The organism is Microbacterium sp. ZOR0019 (assembly GCF_000800925.1).
GTDB lineage: Bacteria > Actinomycetota > Actinomycetes > Actinomycetales > Microbacteriaceae > Microbacterium > Microbacterium aurugineum.
The window spans coordinates 16269-36994 of sequence record NZ_JRKC01000101.1; the positions used below are offsets into that span (position 1 = coordinate 16269).

Consider the following 20726-nt stretch of genomic DNA (forward strand, 5'->3'; position numbering starts at 1 on the left):
ACTATCGGGCGGCGACCTGCGTGCGTTAGAAGAGAAGGGGGTCAGGAGGACGGCTGCGCCGCCTGCGCTTCGGGAAGGAGGGCACGCACCTCCTCGTTCGCATCGGACAGGACGACGATGTCGACCCGTCGGTTCTGGGCCAGAGCCTCGCTGCTGTTGCCGGCGGCGATCGGCCGCGTATCACCGAACCCGACCGACTTCAGGTGGCTCGGCGGCAGCCCCGACGACTCGACCAGGTGCCGCAGCACCTGGGTGGATCGTCCGGCCGACAGTTCCCAGTTGGTGGGGTAGGGAGCGACGGAACCACGCACGTCGGCATGACCCTCGACGGAGATCTCGTTCGGTGCGGTGACCAGCACCGAGCCGAGCGCGTCGAGGACCAGCACGGCGGTGGGGCTGAGTGCAGTGCTGTTCGTGGTGAAGAAGGTCTCCGCACTGACGAGACCGATCGTGAGCCCGCGCTCATCGATCGTGAAGGTGACGTCGGCCTCGAGACCGTTGTCCGCGAGCACCCGCCGCAGCTTCTCCCGGAGAGCGGAGAGTTCGCTGAACTCGGTCTGTGCGGCGGCCAGGTCGACATCGGCGAAGTCGTCGCCGTCTTCGTCGACCAGTTCCGGGGGGACCACGACACCCGTGACCGCATCCACGTCGTCCGACGGCTCCTGACCGAAGCCGGTCGCGAGGGAAGCGCTGAGGGCCTCGAACTTCTCCTGGTCGACGGTCGACATCGCGAACAGCACGATGAACATGCACATGAGCACGGTGACCATGTCGAGGTACGAGGCCATCCAGCGCTCGTCCGGTCCGCTGTGCTCCTCCTGCGGCACCCGACGGCGGGCGCGCACGCTCATGGGGCGGGCTCCGTCTCCTCCGCGGCGGGAGTGCGGGTGCGCGACCGGGCGGATCGCGCCGAGGGGCGTTCGGCGACGAGTGCGCGCAGGCGTTCTCCGACGAACTGCGGCGGGGCGCCGGCCTGGATCGCGAGCATCCCCTCCATGAGCACGGTCATGCGTTCCAGCTCGAGTTCGCCGAGGCGCTGGAGCCGTCCGCCGATGGGGAGCCAGATGAAGTTCGCGGACAGCAGCCCCCACAGCGTCGCGACGAACGCGGCGGCGATCATCGGGCCGAGCGTGTCCGGCTTGTCGAGCTTCTCGAGCACGTGGGTCAGCGAGACGACGGTGCCGATGATGCCGACGGTCGGCGCGAAGCCACCGAGGGTCATGTAGAAGCGCGAGGCGGTGCGGTTGCGGGCGGCGGTCGAGGTGAGTTCGTCTTCCAGCAGGGTCCGCAGGTCTTCGGCATCCGTGCCGTCGGCGATGCTCTGCAGCGCCTGGCGGAGGAACGGGTCCTTCTCCTCGTCCAGACCCTGTTCGAGGGCGAGCAGACCTTCCGCGCGCGCCTTCTCGGCGTATCCGACGACCGTGTCGATCGTGCTCGCGGCGGTGCGGCGTTCCCCGCGGAACGCCCGGGGGAGGGACTTGAGTGCGTGCAAGGCGTCGCGCAGGGTGCCGCTCGCGAGGCCGACCGCGATGGTCGCGCCGAACACCAGCACCATCGGGGCCGGCAGCAGCAGGGAGCCGACGGTCGCGCCTTCGATGTTGATCATGGCGACCAGTGCGCCGAAGGCGAGGACCAGGCCGAGGATGAGGGACGGATCCATCAGAGGCCCGCCTCGGTGTCGGCGGCGATCGCGGGATTCTTCTCGTCCGCGGCGATCAGAGTTGCGGCGGTCGCGAGCACTCCGGCGCGGAACCGGGTGATCTGAGCGATCACGTCGTCCATCGTCTCGGTGACGACGAAGGTCGCGCCGTCGACCATGATGAGCGTCGTGTCCGGCGTGGCCTGGACACGTTCGATCAGGTCGGGATTCACCGCGAACCGCGAACGGTTCAGGCGCGTGAGGACGATCATGGGCTCCATCCTGGAAAGATCCGTCCGCGTTCCGGGGAACACGGACCCGACGGCCCGTCCTGGGCTGTCGGGGGTGACTGTCGGACGGAGGGCGCCGGTCGTTAGCCGGGAGGACCCGCGACGTCTGCCGGTGTGCGCGCTCAGACGGCGCGAAGGGCGTCGGCCGCGGCCGCCATCACGTTCGCATCGAGCGCGAAGTACGCCCACTTCCCCCGCTGTTCACGAGTGACCAGGCCGGCCTCCGTCAGGAGTTTCATGTGATGGGAGACCGTTCCCTGGGAGAGGCCTACGGGTTCGGTGAGGTCGCAGATGCAGGCTTCGCCGTCGGGTCCGGCGGCGATGAGGGACAGCAGTCGGACCCGCGTGGGATCGCCCAGTGCCTTGAACACCCGCGCGATGCGCTCCGCATCCTCGACGCTCACCGAAGGGGTGAGCGGAGGGATGCAGCACGAGGGCGCTTCGATCGTCGTCGGCAGGGTCACGAATCCATTGTGCCACGTATTGACAATCTTCGATAGATACGTGACAGTCGTCGTATTGAAGAGTTTCGATCTGAGGAGAGTGTGATGTCCGAGCTTCCCGTCGTCGTCATCGGAGCGGGCCCGCAGGGGCTCGCCGCCGCGGCGCATCTCGTCGAACGCGAGCAGGACGTGATCGTGGTCGAGCGCGGGCGCGGTCCTGCCGCCGCCGTCTCCGAATGGGGACACGTCCGCCTGTTCTCGGCGTGGCCGGAGCTCACGGATGCCGCCGCCCGTCGACTGCTCGAGCCGACCGGGTGGACCGCGCCCGTCGCGGGGTATCCCACCGGCGCGGAGTGGGTCAGCGCCTACCTCGCGCCTCTCGCAGAGGTCCTCGATGAACGGATCCGCTACGAGAAGACCGTCACCGGAGTCGCTCGGCAGGGCCGCGACAAGGTCGTGGACGGAGGGCGGCGGAGTCAGCCGTTCGTGGTGCACACCGTCGACGCCGACGGCCGGGAATCCCGCCTTCTCGCTCGTGCCGTCATCGACGCGACCGGCACCTGGGCGCTTCCCAATCCGGCAGGCGCCGACGGCTTCCCCGCGATCGGGGAGTCCGCGTCGAGCCGACTGATCTCATATCGCATCCCGGCGGAAGTCTCGGAGCTCGCGGGCGCGCATGTGGTCGTGGTGGGATCAGGGCACTCCGCCACGCACACCGTCCTCCGGTTGAGTGAGATGGCGCGACGGAACCCGGGCACGCGGGTGACGTGGGCGCTGCGCCGGGGGAGCACCGCGAACATCTTCGGAGGGGGCGCCGGAGACGATCTGCCGGAGCGGGCCGTGCTGGGCTCTCGTGCGCGCACGGTGATCGATGACGGGGCCGTGGATCTCGTCACCGGATTCCGTGTCGCCGAGTTCCGCCAGGAGGGATCCGGTCTGACGATCCTCGCTGAGGACGGACGTGAGATCACCGGGGTCGGACGCGTGTTCGCGCTCACCGGGTTCCGGCCCGATACGGAGATCCTCCGAGAAGTGCGGGTCGATCTCGATCCGGCGCTCGAGGCCGTCGCCGGCATCGCATCCGAGATCGACCCGAACATCCACTCCTGCGGGTCCGTGGGTGCGACCGGTGCGAGAGAGCTCACGCACCCGGAACCCGGGCTCTTCATCGTCGGGGCGAAGTCCTACGGCCGGGCGCCGACCTTCCTCGCGATGACCGGATACGAGCAGGTGCGCAGCGTCGTCGCCCATCTCGCGGGCGATCAGGAGGCGGCGGCTCGCAACGAACTGGTTCTCCCGGCCACCGGAGTGTGCGGGGGATCCGGTGATTTCGATGCTGCTGCGGGTGGGTGCTGTGCCGCTCCCTCCGTGCTGCAGATCGGCGCGTCACCACTCAGCCGATCACGTCACGTCGCTGCAGCGCCCATGCGCTCCCCGCGATGAACGCGAGGCTCAGCGCCCACAGGGCGATCGCCCCGCTCGGGCTGAGCCCCTCGGCGAGCGGAGGCTGGTGGAAGGCCCAGGAGTAGGGCGAGATCGTGCGCAGCCATTCGACCGCCTCGACCTGGTTGGCGATGGCGTTGAAGGCGTATCCGGCGAGCGCGATGCCCGCACCCGCTGCCACCGCCCAGGAGCGGCGACCGACCAGCGCGCCGACGAACAGCGCGGTGCTCCCCGCCAGCGCGGCGAGCCCGACGAAGACGACCGTGGCATCGACGATGTGGATCGGCGTGATGTCGAGTGCGGCGGAGTCGTTGAGCAGCGCGACGACCGCCCCGGCGAAGACGCCCAACCAGGCGAGCCTGACCAGGATCGCGGCGGCGGACTCCAGTGCATACCTCATACGCCCGACCCCGTGGGCGAGATCGAGTTCGAGTCGGCCGGACTCCTCCGCGCCGGCGATGGCGCCCGCGCCCCAGGACGTGGCGGCGATGGTCAGCAGCAGGAAGCCGATGAGCCCGTAGAACGTGCCCTGCGCGTATCCCGCACCGGTACCGATCTGGTCGTAGCCGAGTGCTCCGACCAGCTCGGGCGGGAGGCTGTCGATGATCTGCTGCATCTGGCCGTTGCCGCCGATGCTGGGGAAGAGCGGCAGGTACATGAACAGCACGGCGGCGACGCCGATGGTCCAGCCCAGGGTCCCGCGCCAGTCCTCGCGGAGGGAGCGCCGGAAGACGGGGAGTGCATCACGCATCGCGACCACCTTCCTCCGACTGCGAGGGTTCGCCGTAGAGCCTCAGCACGGACTCCTCCAGGTCTGGTTCCTCGATCGCCAGGTCGATGACGCGGTGATGGGCGAGCACCTTCACCAGCGGATCGATGTCGCCTTCGACGGTGGCGCTCACGCGCACGGTCTCGGCCGCGCCGCGCACCTCGAGATCCGTGACCTGCGGCAGCGCGCCGAGCTGCTCGCGGATCGTCGACTCGTCCGTCGCGAGGAGGCCGGCCCGCACTCGACGGACGGCCCCCAGTCGCAACGACGCCACGTCGCCTTCCGCGACGACCTTCCCCTGACTGAGGACGGCGACGACGTCGGCCGTCTGTTGGATCTCGCTGAGGACGTGTGAGCTCAGCAGCACGGTCTGGCCCCGATCCCTCGCGTCGGTGATGAGGTGGAGGAACTCGCGCTGCACGAGGGGATCGAGTCCGCTGGTCGGCTCGTCCAGCACCAGCAGCGGCGGCTCATGCATGAAGGCCTGGACGACACCGAGCTTCTGCTTGTTGCCCTTCGAGAGTGCGTGCACCGGGCGGCTCAGATCGAGGTCGAGTCGGTCCGCGAGCTCGCCGATCATGCCGGGCCTCACGGGTCCGGACACCTCGGCGTAGAAGTCCAGCATGCGCCGTCCGGTCGCTCGGCCGTCGAGTCGGAGTTCGCCTGGGATGAACCCGATGCGCCGTCGAAGGGCAGGGCCTCCCCGGCGCGGGTCTTCTCCCAGGACCCGGATGGTCCCCTCGGTGGGGCGGATGATGTCGAGGATCATGCGCAGCGTCGTGGTCTTGCCTGCGCCGTTGGGGCCGATCAGGCCGAACACGGTGCCGGGCTCGATGCTCAGATCCAGGGAGTCGACGGCCGTGTGCCGGCCGTATCGCTTGCGGAGGCGGGTCAGTTCGATGGCAGGGGTCATTTCCCTGCTCCTTTCGGATGGGTGGAGAGGAATCGGGTTCGGGCTTCGCGTCAGCGCGGCGGATCCGGATCCTGATTCGGGTCGTTCTCTCCTTTGTCGGACCGAGGGCCGCTGCGTCTGGACAGTGCTTCCTTGGCGGCGACGAGCAGCCGGTCGTCGGCGTAGAGGCCGTGCGTGTACAGCTCCAGGACGGGGATGGTCGAGCGTTCCAGCAGGGAGGTCGTCAGCGTGGTCTCACCGAAGGCGCGGGCGAGTTGGCGTCGCAGGATGACGGGGCCGAGGCCGTAGAGCGTCATGTACACGGCGGTCGCTTCGAGGTCCGATTGTGGGCGCATCGTCCCCTCGGCGATCTGCGCGCGCAGCATCTCCCTGGTGCGGGAGAGGAACGTATCGAAGAGCCGGTCGGACGCGCCGGAGTCGTCGACGAGCATCCGAGCGAGGTAGTCCAGACCGGCGTTGCGCTCCTCCAGCGAGTCCAGGGCCTGGCGCATCAGCCGGGAGGCGTCAGCGCCGGTCATGCCGTCGCGCTCGGCCACGAACTCGTTCACGACGTGGGCGTCGCACACTTCCCTCAGCCCCTCCTTGCTGCCGAAGTGGTGGAGGATGAGCGCCGGGCTCACGCCGGCATCCTGTGCGATCTGTCGCACGCTCGTGCTCGCGAATCCCTGCTGGCCGAACCGCGATATCGCGGCGTCGCGAATGCGCGCCCGTGTCGTGAGGTCCTCGGCTGCTGAACGCATAGTCAGGATGCTAAACGGTTGTTCAGTCACGCGCAAGAGGTGGTTGCATGCCAGTGATGTTAGTGACTAACATCACTGGCATGGCCCGCACCTCCGCCACCGCCGAACGCCTGCGGGCGTCCGCCCTGCGATTGTTCTCCGAGCACGGCTTCGACGACGTCACGGTCGAGCAGATCGCTCGCGATGTCGGAGTGTCGCACATGACCTTCTTCCGGCACTTCCCGACGAAGGAGGACGCGATCCTCGACGATCCCTATGACCCGTTCATCGCGGAGGCGGTGGCGGCACAACCCGCCGACCTGCCCTCCGTGGAGCGGGTGCGAAGGGGCCTGTTGCGCGCGTGGGATTCCGTGCCGGCGGCGACCCCGGAGGAGACGCGCACCCGAGTGACGATCATCGCGGGTCACCCACGGTTGCGTGCCAGGGCCTGGCAGAACACGCAGCAGACGGAATCCCTCATCGTCGAGGCCCTGACTGCTCAGGGGACGCCGAGACGCGAAGCGGTCGTCGCCGCGGGCGCCTGTCTGGGGGCGGTGATGGCGGCGCTTCTGGAGTGGGGGTCGGAAGCGTCCGAGGCGCCCCTCGGCCCGACGATCGTCGATGCGCTCGGCCTGCTCGCCACCGGGGCGAAGCCGTGACCGCGACGAGAGCGCTGCCGGTGATCGCCGCCCGGCAGGTGCACAAGCGGTACGGAGACGAGGTCGCGCTGCGCGGGGTGAGCCTCGACGTGCACGGTGGCAGCATCCATGCGCTCGTCGGCTTGAACGGGGCGGGAAAGACCACGCTCATGCGCTCGATGCTGGACATGATCCACCTCGATGCCGGACGGGTGAGTATCCGGTGCGAGGACGACCTGGTCCCGGTGGAGAGGCTGCCGCGACCGGAATGGCGTCACGTCGGCCACATGATCGAGACGCCCTTCACCTACGCCGAACTCACGGTCACGGAGACGATCGTCGCTGCGGCCCGACTGCACGGGGTGTCGCGTGCAGATGCTCCGAAGGCCGCGCAGGCCATGATCGAGCAGCTCGAACTCGGTCAGTGGGCGCATCGGAGAACGCACTCCCTGTCGCTCGGGAACAGGCAGCGCCTGGGGCTGGCCGGCGCGCTGGCACATCGACCCCGGCTGCTGATCCTCGATGAGCCGGCCAACGGTCTCGACCCCGCAGGCGTGCACGTCGTCCGCGGGATGCTGCAGCAGGCCGCGGCGAGCGGTGCCGCGATCCTGATCTCGAGCCATCACCTCGACGAGATGGCCCGCATCGCCGACACCATCAGCGTGATGCACCGCGGGTCGCTCATCGGAACCCTCCCGCCGCAGGGAATCGACATCGAACGGCAGTTCTTCGACATGGTCTCCGTCCAGGACGGCGTCGACGGGGGAGGAGCAGGATGAGGGCTGCGCTCGCCGTGGAATGGATCAAGTTCCGCAGGGCGACGACGGTGCGGGTCGCGACCGTCCTCATCACGCTCCTCGTTCCCGCGATGAGTGCGGGTTTCCTCGTCGTGGTGCGTTCCGACTCGGACGGCGCGCTCGCGATCAAGGCTGCGGCACTCCTCACCGATGTGGGGTGGACGGGCATCACCGGTTTCTCGGCGCAGATCATGTCGGTGGGCGCCCTGCTCGCGGTCGGCGTCGTCGTCGCCTGGGTGTTCGGACGGGAGTTCACCGACCGCACGTTCGGGGCGCTCTTCGCCGCTCCGACGTCTCTCGGCGCCCTCGCCTCCGCCAAGATGCTCATCACGATGGTGTGGGGCGTCCTCGTATCGGGTGTCGCCGCGACGCTCACCCTCGTGGCCGGCGCGCTGATCGGACTCGGTATCCCCGACGCGGACGCCGTGGCCGGGGCGGGGCGGATCGCCGTCGTCGGAGCGCTCACCGTCGTGCTCACGCTGCCGCTGGCACTGGTCGCCAGCGCTGCCAGGGGCTATCTCCCCGCGATCTCCGCGCTGCTCGCCGTGGTCGTGATCACTCAGGTCGTTGTTGCGCTGGGCGCCGGGGCGTGGTTCCCGTATGCCGCTCCCGGCATGTGGTCCGGGTTGGGCGGCGCGAGTCTCGCCGAAGCGGTCACACCGCTCCAATTGCTCCTCGCGCTGCCGATCGGAGCAGCCTCGGCCGCCGCGACCTGGTGGTGGTGGCAGACGGCCGAGGCACGGTGACGCCACGGCGTCCGAGGCTCAGGACTCAGCGTCCGCAGCGTCGAGTCGGCGGTAACGGCGGTTGCGGATGCCGAGCAGCACCGAGGCGGCGAGGGCCGCGACGACGGATGCCGTGAGGATGGCGACCTTGGCGTGGTCGTGGTGCTCGCTGCCGGCGGCGAAGCTCAGTTCGGCGACCAGGAGGGAGACCGTGAACCCGATCCCGGCGAGAAGGCCGACACCGACGATGTCCATCCACCTCAAGGAGGGGTCGAGGTTGATGCGCCGGATCCTGGTGATGATCCAGGTCGCCGCCGTGATGCCGAGGGGCTTTCCGACCACGAGGGCCACGACGATCCCGACGACGACGGGGTCCGTGAAGGCCGAGACGAAGCCCTCGCCTCCACCGATCGCGACGCCGGCGGAGAAGAACGCGAACACCGGTACCGCGAACCCTGCGGACAACGGACGGAAGCGGTGCTCGAACACCTCGGCGAGACCAGGACCCGAGTCGGGTCCTCGGTCGGCCTTCTTGTGGAGTACCGGGATGGTGAAGCCGAGCAGCACGCCCGCGATCGTCGCGTGGACGCCGGACGCGTGGACCAGTGCCCAGGCGACCAGGCCGATCGGCAGGAGGATGAGCCAGGCCGCAGTGGGGCGCAGGTGGAAGAAGTCGCGATACCGCTGGGCGATCACGCCGTAGACCGCGATCACGACCAGGGCGAGCACGAGGGGGAGGACGTCGATCGTCTCGGTGTAGAACAGTGCGATGATGCCGATCGCGATCAGGTCGTCAACCACCGCGAGGGTGAGCAGGAAGATCCGCAGCGCGCTCGGCAGGTGGGATCCGATGATGGCGAGCACGGCGACGGCGAACGCGATGTCGGTCGCCGTCGGGATCGCCCACCCGTGTGCGGCTTCCGGCGAGCCTGCCACCACGGCGAGGTAGATCACCGCGGGCACGATCACGCCGCCCACTGCAGCGACGATCGGAACCACAGCGGTGCTGAACCTCCGCAGATCGCCGGCCACGAACTCCCGCTTGAGCTCGAGACCGACGAGGAAGAAGAAGATCGCGAGCAGGCCGTCCGCGGCCCAGGCGCCGAGGCTCAGACGCAGATGCCAGGGCTCGTATCCGATCTCGAAGTCGCGCAGCGCGAAGTACGACTCCGCCCAGGGCGAGTTCGCCCAGAGCAGCGCGATCGCGGCGAGCGACACGAGGAGGATGCCGCCGACGGTCTCCTTGCGCAGGATCTCGCCGATGCGGCGGGACTCGTCGCGGGAGGAGGAGGGGAAGACGGCGCGGACTTTGGCGAGTCGCGGGGAGGGCTTGACCATGCGGGAGCTTTCGGGTCGATGAGCGTGTGTTCGTCGACCAGGCTTCCCGACACTCCGCCTCCCAGCTTACCCGAACGGTGGAAGCCGGCGTGCGTACCCAGGAGCCTTCCCGGGGCGCGCAGCCCCGTGTCGCCACCCGATTCCGCGTCCGACCGCTGCTGTACTGTGAATGGTCGGTGCGCCGGGAGTCGGCTCGGCGACCCGACAAGGAGCCCGTGGTGACCACCAGTCAGCCGAACGTCCGGACCGCGCGATTGTGGGCGCCGATCCGCTGGATCGCCGACTTCCCCCGTCGTTCGCCGGCCCGTGCGTCGATCGCGGTGTTCGTGCTCGCGGCGGTGCTCTTCACCGCGCTGTTGCGCCTGCCGTTCGCCGCGGCGGACGGTGTCGCCGCGCCGTGGGAGGATGCGACGTTCACCGCGTCGTCCGCCGTGACCGTGACGGGGCTGACCTCCGTCGACACCGGGACGTCCTGGTCGCTGTTCGGGCACATCGTGATCCTGCTCGCCATCCAGACCGGCGGGCTCGGCATCGTGACCGTCGCGCTGCTGCTCACCCAGGCCGTCACGCGCAGGCTGGGGCTCGGCGGACGCGTCTTCGCCCAGCAGGTGATGGGGGCGACGCCCCTGGGCGACGTCAAGCGGCTCCTCAAGATCGTCGTGCTGACCACGTTCATCATCGAGGGTGCGCTCTGCGCGCTGTTGCTGCCGGCGTTCGTCGTCGAGGACGGCTGGGTGCGAGGCCCGTGGCACGCCCTGTTCTACAGCATCTCGGCCTTCAACAACGCCGGGTTCGTCCTCGATCCCGGCGGTCTCGCGGTCTACAGCCACAACGTCTGGATCATGGGGGTGCTCATGGTCGGCGTGATCGCGGGCAGCCTGGGATTCCCGGTGTACCTCGCCGTCATCGCTCATCTGTGGGGGCGCGGACGGTGGTCGCTGCACACCAAGCTGACCGTCACGACGACCCTCGTGCTGTTCCTGGTCGGCGCGGTCAGCTGGGGGGCGAGCGAGTGGAACAACGCCGCGACCATCGGCACCCTGAATCCGCTCGATCGGATCCTCCATGCGCTGTTCGCGTCGACGATGATGCGTTCCGGGGGGTTCGCGATCGTGGATACGGAGCAGTCCACCTCGACGACCCTCCTTCTCACGGACGCGCTCATGTTCGTCGGCGGCGGTTCGATCTCGACCGCCGGGGGTATCAAGGTCACCACGCTCGCCGTGCTGTTCCTCGCCATCGTCGCCGAGGCCCGAGGCACCAGGGACATCGCGATCTTCGAACGACGACTCCCCGAGAGCGTTCTCCGTGTCGCGATCTCCGTCACCTTCCTCGGGGCGTCCCTCGTCCTCGCGGGGACGGTGCTCCTCACCCTCACGAACAAGGCGCCGCTCGACCACATCCTGTTCGAGGTCATCTCCGCGTTCGCGACCTGTGGGCTCTCGGTCGGACTGTCGGCCGACCTCGACCCCTTCGGCAAGTTCGTCCTGTCCGCACTCATGCTCGCGGGACGAGTGGGCCCCATCGGTCTCGCCGCCGCCCTCGCCGTGCGACAGCGCACCGAGCACTTCACCTATCCCACCGACCGTCCGATCCTCGGGTAGTCGCCGACACGCCTGAGCGCGATGAGGCGTCCGGTGCATCCGGCTTAGACTTCCGTGCAAGCCCGCAGGTCGGGCCGGAGAGCCGGGAAGCCTGGTCGGCACCACTCTTCGACGACCGGAAGACCTGATGCACACCACGATCGCGTACAGGGGCGACATCGCAGACGCCCATCCCTCGCCGTCCGCCGCGCCCGAGGTGGCCGATGCGCGCTGTCTCGTGTGGTCGATCGACCTGACCGGCGTCGAACGCCGTCGCGAGGCGGGACGCCTGCTGCGTGCGGGGGCGGCCGAGGCGCTCGCGGCCAGCGGCGCGTACGGAGACCTGAGGCACCTCGTCCTCACCTATCGCGGCCCCGACGCGAGGCGTCGATCACTGCGCTTCACCGCTCGGGGCATCGCACGGCGGCTGCACAGCGAGCTCGAGCGAACGCGGGGGCGCTACGTCGACGTCGTCGTCATCGACCTGTCAGGGATCGATCGTCGCGGGCTGCTCGCGCAGCGCGTCGACGAGCTCGCGAGCACCGGCCGAGGGATCGTCGGGTACGCCGCCATCCCCTGGGAGGACCTGCGCGGCGAGAGCATCCGCGACACCTGCACGCGCGACGTCATCTAGCGGGGCGCGGCGGGCTCTCGGCCGCCGAGAACTGCGCGAGCTGGGCGAGGAATTCGTCCGCCATCCCCACCTGGTTCGCGAGGCGTTCGCGCCGGGCTGTCGCTTCCTGTCGAAGCGCGCTGAGCCGCTCCTGGAGATTTTCGCTGTCCGGCTCGTCGGCGAGGGCGTCGACCACGTCCAGGACCGCCCGCATCTCATCCAGCGTGTAGCCGAGCGGCTTCATCCGTCGGACGATCATGAGGCGACCAACGTCTTTCGGGGTGTAGAGCCGGAAGCCGCCGTCCGTGCGGCCGGTCGGGATCACCAGCCCGACATCCTCGTAGTGACGGAGGGTGCGGAAGGACAACGACGTCTGGTCGGCGACCTCGCCGATGCGCATCGTCTCTTCGTGCTCCACGGATCGGCGTCCTTTCCCTGACTCGACAGCAAACCTCACGTTACGTTAGAGTCTGCGTGCGCGCATTTCTGCGCATCCCCCATTCTTCCGTGCCGAGCTCCGTGGCGCATGCGCACGGTCCGTGCGCGCCCTCCGCTCCTTCGCAAGCCCTTCCAGGAGAGCACATGACTGCTGTCGTCCCCGCCCCGGAACGCCCGTCTCGCTACCGCATCGAACCCACCGTCATGCAGGCGCTGCGGAACCCGCGTCTGCTCACCCGTGAGGTCCTCGCCGGGCTCGTCGTGGCCCTCGCGCTGATCCCCGAGGCGATCGCCTTCTCGATCATCGCCGGGGTCGACCCCCGGGTCGGCCTCTTCTCCTCGTTCGTGATGGCCGTCGCGATCTCGTTCCTCGGCGGACGCCCCGCGATGATCACGGCGGCCACGGGGGCCGTCGCCCTGGTGATCGCGCCGGTCGCACGGGAGTACGGGATGGACTACTTCATCGCCACCGTGCTCCTCGGCGGCATCATCCAGATCGGCCTCGCGCTGCTCGGTGTCGCCAAGCTCATGCGATTCATCCCCCGCTCGGTGATGGTGGGTTTCGTGAACGCGCTGGCGATCCTGATCTTCACCGCGCAGCTGCCCCAGCTCTGGGACGTGCCGTGGCTGGTGTATCCCCTCGTCGCCGTGGGCCTCGCCATCCTGTTCCTCATGCCGCGCATCACCAAGGTCGTGCCGGCCCCGCTGGTCACGATCGTGCTGCTCACGGGCGCCGTCGTCGTGTTCGGATGGACCGTGCCGAACGTGGGCGATCAGGGCGAGCTTCCCCAGAGCCTGCCCGAGCTGTTCATCCCGAACGTCCCCTTCACCCTCGAAACGCTCGGGATCATCGGCCCCTTCGCTCTCGCCATGGCGGCGGTCGGCCTGCTCGAGACGCTCATGACCGCCAAGCTGGTCGACGACATCACGGACACCCACTCGCGCAAGACCCGTGAGGCCTGGGGCCTGGGCGTCGCGAACGTGCTCTCCGGAGCCTTCGGCGGGATGGGCGGATGCGCCATGATCGGCCAGACCATGATCAATGTGAAGGCGTCCGGTGCGCGCACGCGCATCTCGACGTTCCTCGCCGGTGTCTTCCTGCTCATCCTCGTGCTCGCACTCGGCGACGTGGTGGCGGTGATCCCGATGGCGGCCCTCGTCGCCGTGATGATCCTCGTCTCGATCTCGACCTTCGACTGGCACAGCATCCGCCCGTCGACGCTGCGCCGCATGCCGAAGAGCGAGACCGCGGTCATGGTGATCACCGTCGCCGCGACCGTCTGGACCCACAACCTCGCGATCGGTGTCGTCCTCGGAGTGCTCACGGCGATGATCATGTTCGCCCGGCGGGTTGCGCACTTCGTCACGGTGACCCGCACCGTCGCCCCGTCGGAGTCGGGGGACATCGCGCACTACGAGGTCGTCGGGGAGCTGTTCTTCGCCTCGAGCAACGACCTCACGACCCAGTTCGAGTACGCGGACGACCCCGAGCACGTGGTCATCGACATGACGCGCTCACACATCTGGGATGCCTCGACGGTGGCTGCACTCGACGCGGTGGCCACGAAGTACGAGCGTCTCGGGAAGACGGCCACCATCCAGGGGCTCAACGAGACCGCAGCAGCGTTCCGTCGCCGTCTGAGCGGGAACCTCGGCGCCGCCTGACCCCCGATCGCACGTCGAGGTCTCTGAGCACGCTCCCCGCTTGTCGCCATACGGGGTCGCATGTTCAGCGCAGTTGTGCGAACCTCTCGACCTTGTCCGTCGGGCCCACGACGAGCACCGTGTCTCCTTCGCTGAGGACGGTGTCGGCCTGCGTGTTTCGCCAGCCTCCCGACGCCGACCGATGCGCGGCGATGGTGACACCATGGGTCGCGCGCACCGCCCCTTCCGCCAACGTGATGCCGTGGAGATAGCGAGGTGCCACGGTCTTCACGATCGCGTACCCTTTCTCGATTTCGAGATAGTCGGCAGCCGCGCCGCGGACGAGGTGTGCCACACGTCGTCCCATGTCCTTCTCCGGGTAGACCACCTTGTGCACGCCGAGCTGTTCAAGCACGGCACCGTGTCGTTCGTCGACGGCCTTCGCCCAGATGACCGGCACTTTGAGCTGCAGCAGAAGGGAGGCGGTGAGAATCGATGAGGTGATGTCGGATCCGATGGACACGACGACGCGGTCGAACTCGCCGATCGCAAGTTGCTTGAGAACGTCGAGGCGCGTCGAGTCGGCACGGACGACCTGGGTGAGCTGACCGTTCAATGCTTGAACGGTGTCTTCGTCGGCGTCGATACCGAGCACTTCTGTCCCTGAAGCCATCAACTCGAGTGCGAGGGAAGTGCCGAACCGGCCGAGACCGATCACCGCAACGGAATCCGCCTCTGCGATTCGCCTCGCATCCTGGCCGAACGAGAGAAACTTGGGCACGTGGGGTCCTTTCGAAGAGGGGGCGATGCCCGATGATGGCACGGAGTCAGCCGATCGCGGGCCGCTCCTTGGGGAGTTCGTAGGAGGCCCGCCGCTCCCTCAGCGCGAGCGCGGAGCCGAGGGTGAGCGGTCCGAGCCGACCGAGGAACATCAGAAGGACGAGGATGATGTGCCCTGTGGGTGGTAGATCCGCTGTGATCCCGGTGGAGAGACCAACGGTGCCGAACGCCGAAACCACCTCGAAGAGCACTTGATCGAGGTCCAGATCGGTCATTGCGAGAATCGCGATGACCGCTGCCATGATCGCACCCAGCGCCACGATCACGACAGTGATCGCTTCACGATGCACCGCCCGCGAGAGTCGTTTGCCGAACACGTTCACGGCAGCTCCGCCGCGGAGCTCGGTCCACATGATGAAGAAGAGCACAGCGAATGTGGTCACCTTGATGCCGCCGGCGGTTCCGGCCGGGCCGCCTCCGATGAACATCAGCACGTCGGTCCCCAACCAGGTCTCATCGTGCATCTGCGATACGTCGACGGAGTTGAATCCCGCCGTCCGGGATTGCACCGCGTGGAAGAACGCCGCGAGGACGCGCGATCCCGGCGGCAGATCTCCGAGGGTGCCCGCGTTGCTCCACTCGATGAGCAGCACATACACCGTGCCACCGGCGAGCAGGACGGCCGTCACCGCCAGCACGATCCTCGTGTTCATCGTCCAGTGCAACGGGCGGCGGAACTCTCTGCGCAGCTGGCGGAGAACCGGAAACCCGAGCCCGCCCAGGATTATCGCGACGCAGATCGGGAGGCAGATCCAGGGGTCCTGGACGAAACCCATCAGGCTGTCCGTGTACAGCGCGAAGCCGGCGTTGTTGAAGGACGAGACCGCGTGGAAGATCGCATGCCATGTTGCGCGCACGGGGTCGTATCCATACCCCGTGGTGAAGCGCAGGAAGAGCAGCAGTGCCACGGCCGCCTCGATCGCGACCGTGGTGGCAAGGATGCCGGTGGCGACGCGCTTCATGTCTCCCGCGCCGACGGACTTCGTCTCCGTGCTCGCGAACATGCGTGAGCGCACCGTGAACCTGCGGGCCAGGGCCAGACCCACGAGTGCCGCGAAGAGCATAATCCCGAGACCGCCCAACTGGATGAGCACCAGGATCACGATCTTCCCGAAAGGACTCCAGTACACGGCCGTGTCGACGACGATCAAGCCGGTCACGCACACCGCTGACGTCGAGGTGAAAAGCGCCTCGACCAGCCCGGTCCACGTTCCGGCCGCAGACGAGAGCGGCAACATCAACAGCGCGGTTCCGACGATGATCGTCGTCCCGAACCCGAGCGCGATGGCCCGGGCGGGCGCAAGCTGAAGACTCTGCGCGAGCCACGCACGAGCGGAGAAGTGTGAAGCCACGAAGAAGCAGACTACTCCTGCGTGACTCCTCCGCCCCTCAGCGCCGACGAGCCCGGGGCAGGTCGATCGGACCCGTCACCGACAGCTCGTTCTCCCAGACCTCGATCCCGCGCACCCCGGGCAGTCGCGCCTGGGTGAAGACGGGATCCAGTCCCTCTCGTCGTTGCTGCGTGTAGTCCTTCAGGAGCTTGAAGGCGACGCCGGAGAGCAGAGCGATTGCGACGAGGTTCACGATCGCCATGAAGCCCATCGCCCCGTCGGCGAAGTTCCAGACGACGTCGGCCGAGACCAGCGCACCGGCGAACACCGCGGCGATCGCGAAGAGACGGTAGCCGAGCAGCACACCGGGGTTCGAGGTGATGAACTCGATGTTGGTCTGTCCGTAGTAGTAGTTGCCGAGGATCGAGCTGAACGCCAGCAGGAAGATGATCACGATCAGCAGGATGTTCGACCAGCTCCCGAGGGCGCTGACGATCGCGCCCTGCGTCAAGTCGATACCGCGTTCGGCGTTCGCGAGGTCGGGGACCGAGACGAGGATGATGAACGCGGTGATCGAGCACACGAGGAAGGTGTCGAAGTAGACGCCCAGCGTCTGCACGAGGCCCTGCTTGACGGGGTGCGTCACGGCGGCGCTCGCGCCGGCGTTCGGCGCCGAGCCGAGGCCGGCCTCGTTGGAGAACATCCCGCGCTTGACGCCGGTGAGGATGATGTAGCCGAGCGCGGCCCCGACGATCTCGTTCGGCCCGAAGGCCTGGGTGAAGATCAGGGAGAAGACCTCGGGGAGTCGCTCGATGTGCATCGCCACGATCACCAGTCCGAGCAGCAGGTACAGCAGCGCCATGACCGGGACCAGCGTCTGGGTGACCGACGCGATCCGGCGCACGCCGCCGAAGATGACCAGCCCCATGAGCAGCGCGAGCGCCGCGCCGATGACGACGGGCAGCCAGGCGGCGGAGTCGTTGCCGAAGCTCCCCGAGATGGTCGCCTGGATGGTGTTCGCCTGCAGGGAGCTGAAGGCGATGGGGAAGCAGATGATGAGGATGACGGCGAACAGCACGCCCATCCATCGCGCACCGAGTCCGCGCTGCATGTAGTACGCGGGCCCGCCCAGGAATCCGTCCTTGTCGCGCGTCTTGTACAGCTGCGCCAGGGACGACTCGATGAAGGCGGATGCTCCACCGATGAAGGCCATCAGCCACATCCAGAAGATCGCGCCGGGACCACCGATCGCGATCGCGGTTCCCACTCCGGCGATGTTGCCGACGCCCACTCGGGAGGCCGCGGAGATGGTGAAGGCCTGGAACGCGGAGACCGATTGCGGCTCACCGGTGTCGGTGCGTGGCGTCCGATCCCTCAGGGTGCGGAACATCTCGGGGATCAACCGGAACTGCACGACGCCGGAGCGCACCGTGAAGTACAGGCCGAGGAGGACGACGATCGGCAGGACGAGCCACGTCCACAGGTTGTCGCCCCAGGTCAGCAGCCACTCATTCACAGCATCCATCCGCACAGTATGGCAGGGCGGCGACCCGCGATGTCACGGGCCGCCGCGGTTGCCCGCCGCTCAGCGCTTGAGGTTGGTGAGCTCCTGCAGCACCTCATCGCTGGTGGTGATGATGCGGGCGTTCGCCTGGAAACCGCGCTGAGCGACGATCAGGTTGGTGAATTCCTGCGACAGATCGACGTTCGACATCTCGAGTGCACCGCTGATGATGCCGCCCAGGCCCTCGGTTCCGGCCTCTCCCAGCGTCGGCTCCCCGGAGTTGCCACTGGGGCGGAACTGCGAGGATCCGGCCTTCTCGAGTCCGCCCGGGTTGACGAAGCCGGCCAGTGCGACACGAGCGAGCACCTCGGTGTCTCCGTTGCTGAAGGTACCGACGAGGCTGCCGTCGTTCAGGAGCGCGTACGAGCTCAGCGTGCCGGCCGGCTTGCCGTTCTGCTCCTTGATCGCGACATCGCTGACGTCCGCGAAGCCGGTGACCGCCGAGAGGTCGACCGTGACGCCGCCGGAGACGATGGAGGACGCGGCCGTCTGCGCGCCGTCGGTGAATGCGAGGGCGGTGGTCGCACCGCCGGGCTCGGTGACGTCCCAGCCCGTGGCGGTGCGGGTGAAGGTGAGACGCAGCGACGTGGCCGCGCCCTCGGCGTCGTAGGTCTTGATGTCGCGCACCAGCTGCTCGCCGACGGCGGCACCGGAGGGCAGATTGCCGGTGACGCGGGCGGTGGTGGTGGCGGTGGCGGGGCTCAGGGCTCCGACGGGGAGCCGGATGTCGCTGATGCCCTGGCCGGGGACGATCGCGCCGTTCTGAGCCGTCCATCCCTGCACGAGCGCGCCGTCGGCAGAGACCAGCTTGCCGCTCGCGTCGAACGAGAACCCGCCGTTGCGGGTGTACAGGGTCTCGCCCCCGGAGCGCACGACGAAGAAGCCATCGCCCGCGATCATGAGGTTCGTCGGAACCCCGGTGGGCTGCGGGGCCCCGGAGGCGAAGTTCGTGCTGATTCCCGCGACCTGCACGCCGAGGCCGACCTGCGCGGGGTTCTGACCGCCGGAGGCCTGCTGCGGCATCATCGAGTTGCGGACGAGCTGCGAGAGCGAATCCTGGAACTGCACGGCCGAGGCCTTGAACCCGGTCGTGTTGACGTTGGCGATGTTGTTGCCCGTGACGTCGAGCATGGTCTGGTGCGAGCGCAGACCCGAGATTCCGGCGAAGAGGGAGCGGAGCATGATGATGCCTTTCTGGGATGTGCGGGGCTGGTCAGGACTGGGGGCGGGGGACGAGGGAGACGCCGGAGACGGCGTCGAGCGGGATGGACGCTTCGCCGATGGTCACGAGCGGGACCGGGCCGGCGTACGACACCGACGTGACGATGCCCTTCTGCGTGACACCCTCCTCGTCGACGTACTGCGCCTCGTGGCCGATCAGCGCGGCGGCCGTCTGGCGCATGCTGAGCGCGAAGTTCTCGGTCGACGTCGCGGAGAGTGCGGTGAGCTGCTCCATCGAGGCCAGCTGGGTGGTCTGCGAGATCATCTCGTTGGTGTTCATGGGGGAACTCGGGTCCTGGTTGGTCAGCTGCGTCACCAGCAGCTTCAGGAAGACTTCGGAGTCGAGCGTCTTCTTGCGCTCCGCCGGGGCCGTGGTGCTCCCCGTGTGCACCCCGGAAGGGGGGAGGGTGCCGGAAATCGGGTCGGTCATGGGATTCCTCTCGGATCAGGCGAAGACGTCGATGCCGCCGTGCGGCGAGCGGAGGGGGAGGGGGCCGGGTCGGTCGGCCAGGGAGGTGGGCGGCTCCGGAGTCGCGCGAGCCTCGGCGGCTTCCCGGTCGGCGGGGGCATCGCCACGGGAGTGACCGCCGCCCGCGCTCGCCGCGTTGCCGTTCGAGGTGCCCCCGTTCAGAGCGCCTCCGTTCGGCGCGCTCTGCGGGTGCAGGGGGCCGGGTCCGTCGTCCGCGGTCGAGAGCATGAGTGTCGCGTGCGGGGCGGCAGCGGCCAGGTCCCGGCGGAGGTCGGCGAGGATCACGCGCAGAGCCTCGCGCCCGAGATCGTTCGGCGCATGCAGCTCGATGTGGATGGCACCTCCGGAGATGTGCGCCCGCACGGTCACGGGACCGAGGTTCTCCGGGGACACCGTGAGGGTGAGGCTGTGATCGCCGTCCGCGGCTTGCGCGAGCGAGACCACCGGTGCGGCGAGCTGGGGGAGCAGGATGGGCCGGGCGATCGCTGCAGCCGCCGCCGGGGTCGTGGGGGCGAGCGGGGGTGGCATCGACGGGGACCCCGTGAGTGCCGGCACGACCGCTTCACCGGCCGAGGGCGTGGAGGCGGGCGCTGGGGTGGTCGATACCGGAGGTGCGGGTGAGGGTGACACGCGCGGGGCATCCGGCATCGGCTCCTCCGCAGCAGGGAGAGGGGGAGCCGCCTTCGCGTCTGCGCCCGACACGAGTTCCGTAGCGGGCGGGGAAGCCGGCACCGGGGGCATCGCCACGGACGCAGACGCGCCTCCCTCGACCCCCGTGCGCGGGGAAGCGGCAGCCGGTACGCCCGCGGTGGTGTCTGCGTCTCCCGAGGAATCGACGACGGCTGGAGCCGGTACGCCGAGGGGGACGGCCGCCGCCGAGACCCGCGACGACGATGCGACGGCCGGGGCGGTCGATTCGCGCACGGCCTCGACGACCTGCGCCGCGACGAGCGTTCCCGCGGTGGCGGGCTCCTGGCTGCTCTGACCGAGCGGAACGGACGTGCTCGCGAGCGCAGAAGTCTCGGTGGCCGCCGCCAGGGTGCCGTCGGCCACGGCCGATGCCGCCTCCGGTCCGTCGGCGGGGGCGGGCGGAGCGGACGGGACGAGCCCGACCGTCTCGGGAACGACGAGAGCGCCGTGGAGCGGTGCGGTCGGTGGAGGATCGGAGAGCGTGTTCTCCGGAGAGGCTTCGTGCTCCGGGGCGCCCTCCGCTGCGGCGTCCACCGGCAGATCCTGCGCGCGCTCTGCGCGTGAGGCATCGTGGATCACATCGGCGAACGCGGCGGCGCCTGCCGTCGCGGTGCGGGCG

The 20726-nt window shown here is 68.6% G+C and carries 22 protein-coding genes; 7 read left to right on the forward strand and 15 right to left on the reverse strand.

All coding sequences use genetic code 11. The annotated features are described in order from the left end of the window. Positions 1–41 precede the first annotated feature (41 nt). The 4 genes from L978_RS17795 to L978_RS17810 form a co-directional block, all read right to left on the reverse strand. Positions 42–851, reverse strand: a complete 810-nt coding sequence (locus L978_RS17795) for an OmpA/MotB family protein (RefSeq protein WP_047524795.1) — start codon at positions 849–851, stop codon at positions 42–44. Continuing rightward, positions 848–1660 (reverse strand): motility protein A, encoded by an 813-nt coding sequence (locus L978_RS17800; RefSeq protein ID WP_047524797.1) that lies wholly within the window; start codon positions 1658–1660, stop codon positions 848–850. The genes L978_RS17795 and L978_RS17800 overlap by 4 nt, the downstream gene beginning before the upstream one ends. Then, the gene (locus L978_RS17805) at positions 1660–1911 is read right to left on the reverse strand and encodes a flagellar FlbD family protein (RefSeq protein ID WP_047524799.1); all 252 of its coding nucleotides are present in this window, start codon (positions 1909–1911) and stop codon (positions 1660–1662) included. Before L978_RS17805 ends, L978_RS17800 begins: the two co-directional genes overlap by 1 nt. A gap of 140 nt (positions 1912–2051) precedes the next feature. Continuing rightward, the gene (locus tag L978_RS17810) at positions 2052–2393 is read right to left on the reverse strand and encodes an ArsR/SmtB family transcription factor (RefSeq protein WP_052193855.1); all 342 of its coding nucleotides are present in this window, start codon (positions 2391–2393) and stop codon (positions 2052–2054) included. Positions 2394–2477: 84 nt separating this feature from the next. Between L978_RS17810 and L978_RS17815 the strand changes: the two genes are divergently transcribed. Continuing rightward, positions 2478–3815, forward strand: a complete 1338-nt coding sequence (locus tag L978_RS17815; RefSeq protein ID WP_047524800.1) for an FAD-dependent oxidoreductase — start codon at positions 2478–2480, stop codon at positions 3813–3815. Here L978_RS17815 and L978_RS17820 read toward each other — a convergent pair. Genes L978_RS17820 through L978_RS17830 form a run of 3 tightly spaced genes read right to left on the reverse strand, consistent with a single transcriptional unit; the run spans position 3766 to position 6237 of the window. Further along, positions 3766–4566, reverse strand: a complete 801-nt coding sequence (locus L978_RS17820; protein ID WP_047524825.1) for an ABC transporter permease subunit — start codon at positions 4564–4566, stop codon at positions 3766–3768. The two genes, L978_RS17815 and L978_RS17820, sit on opposite strands and share 50 nt — an antisense overlap. Continuing rightward, positions 4559–5497 carry an ABC transporter ATP-binding protein gene (locus L978_RS17825; RefSeq protein ID WP_047524801.1) on the reverse strand — a complete coding sequence of 313 codons (939 nt, stop codon included), beginning with the start codon at positions 5495–5497 and terminating at the stop codon, positions 4559–4561. The genes L978_RS17820 and L978_RS17825 overlap by 8 nt, the downstream gene beginning before the upstream one ends. A 50-nt stretch (positions 5498–5547) precedes the next feature. After that, complete coding sequence (locus L978_RS17830; protein ID WP_047524803.1) at positions 5548–6237, reverse strand: TetR family transcriptional regulator; 690 nt, start codon at positions 6235–6237, stop codon at positions 5548–5550. Positions 6238–6317: 80 nt separating this feature from the next. Here L978_RS17830 and L978_RS17835 point away from each other — a divergent pair, with 80 nt between their 5' ends. Genes L978_RS17835 through L978_RS17845 form a run of 3 tightly spaced genes read left to right on the forward strand, consistent with a single transcriptional unit; the run spans position 6318 to position 8397 of the window. Continuing rightward, entirely contained in the window at positions 6318–6875 is a 558-nt protein-coding gene (locus L978_RS17835; protein WP_047524805.1) for a TetR family transcriptional regulator, read from the forward strand. Next, a complete protein-coding gene (locus tag L978_RS17840) occupies positions 6872–7633 on the forward strand; it encodes an ABC transporter ATP-binding protein (protein ID WP_081997116.1) in 762 nt (253 codons plus the stop codon). Before L978_RS17835 ends, L978_RS17840 begins: the two co-directional genes overlap by 4 nt. Further along, positions 7630–8397 (forward strand): ABC transporter permease, encoded by a 768-nt coding sequence (locus tag L978_RS17845; protein WP_047524806.1) that lies wholly within the window; start codon positions 7630–7632, stop codon positions 8395–8397. The genes L978_RS17840 and L978_RS17845 overlap by 4 nt, the downstream gene beginning before the upstream one ends. Before the next feature lie 18 nt (positions 8398–8415). Here the strand turns inward: L978_RS17845 and nhaA are convergent, their stop codons facing one another. Further along, positions 8416–9714, reverse strand: a complete 1299-nt coding sequence (gene nhaA, locus L978_RS17850; RefSeq protein ID WP_052193856.1) for a Na+/H+ antiporter NhaA — start codon at positions 9712–9714, stop codon at positions 8416–8418. 218 nt (positions 9715–9932) lie between these two features. Here nhaA and L978_RS17855 point away from each other — a divergent pair, with 218 nt between their 5' ends. Next, complete coding sequence (locus L978_RS17855) at positions 9933–11318, forward strand: TrkH family potassium uptake protein (RefSeq protein ID WP_231555100.1); 1386 nt, start codon at positions 9933–9935, stop codon at positions 11316–11318. Between the two features lie 127 nt (positions 11319–11445). Then, positions 11446–11931 (forward strand): hypothetical protein, encoded by a 486-nt coding sequence (locus L978_RS17860; protein ID WP_047524807.1) that lies wholly within the window; start codon positions 11446–11448, stop codon positions 11929–11931. Here L978_RS17860 and L978_RS17865 read toward each other — a convergent pair. Then, a complete protein-coding gene (locus tag L978_RS17865) occupies positions 11924–12328 on the reverse strand; it encodes a MerR family transcriptional regulator (RefSeq protein ID WP_442921874.1) in 405 nt (134 codons plus the stop codon). The genes L978_RS17860 and L978_RS17865 overlap by 8 nt on opposite strands. Positions 12329–12492: 164 nt before the next feature. Between L978_RS17865 and L978_RS17870 the strand changes: the two genes are divergently transcribed. After that, on the forward strand, positions 12493–14013 hold the full coding sequence (locus L978_RS17870; protein WP_047524809.1) for a SulP family inorganic anion transporter: 1521 nt from the start codon (positions 12493–12495) through the stop codon (positions 14011–14013). A 64-nt stretch (positions 14014–14077) separates the two neighbouring features. Here L978_RS17870 and L978_RS17875 read toward each other — a convergent pair whose 3' ends face one another. From L978_RS17875 to L978_RS17900, 6 genes are all read right to left on the reverse strand, one after another. Then, positions 14078–14773, reverse strand: coding sequence for a potassium channel family protein (locus tag L978_RS17875; RefSeq protein WP_197055688.1), 696 nt, complete (start codon positions 14771–14773; stop codon positions 14078–14080). A gap of 46 nt (positions 14774–14819) precedes the next feature. Then, a complete protein-coding gene (locus tag L978_RS17880; protein WP_047524810.1) occupies positions 14820–16184 on the reverse strand; it encodes a TrkH family potassium uptake protein in 1365 nt (454 codons plus the stop codon). A gap of 37 nt (positions 16185–16221) precedes the next feature. Next, positions 16222–17688: an alanine/glycine:cation symporter family protein gene (locus L978_RS17885; RefSeq protein WP_047524812.1), complete on the reverse strand. Its 1467-nt coding sequence runs from the start codon at positions 17686–17688 to the stop codon at positions 16222–16224. Positions 17689–17748: 60 nt separating this feature from the next. Then, positions 17749–18909 (reverse strand): flagellar hook protein FlgE, encoded by a 1161-nt coding sequence (locus L978_RS17890; protein WP_047524814.1) that lies wholly within the window; start codon positions 18907–18909, stop codon positions 17749–17751. A gap of 31 nt (positions 18910–18940) precedes the next feature. Next, on the reverse strand, positions 18941–19378 hold the full coding sequence (locus tag L978_RS17895) for a flagellar hook assembly protein FlgD (RefSeq protein ID WP_047524816.1): 438 nt from the start codon (positions 19376–19378) through the stop codon (positions 18941–18943). 15 nt (positions 19379–19393) lie between these two features. Continuing rightward, positions 19394–20726 (reverse strand): flagellar hook-length control protein FliK (locus L978_RS17900; RefSeq protein WP_047524817.1); only part of this gene is annotated, 1333 nt, incomplete at its 5' end.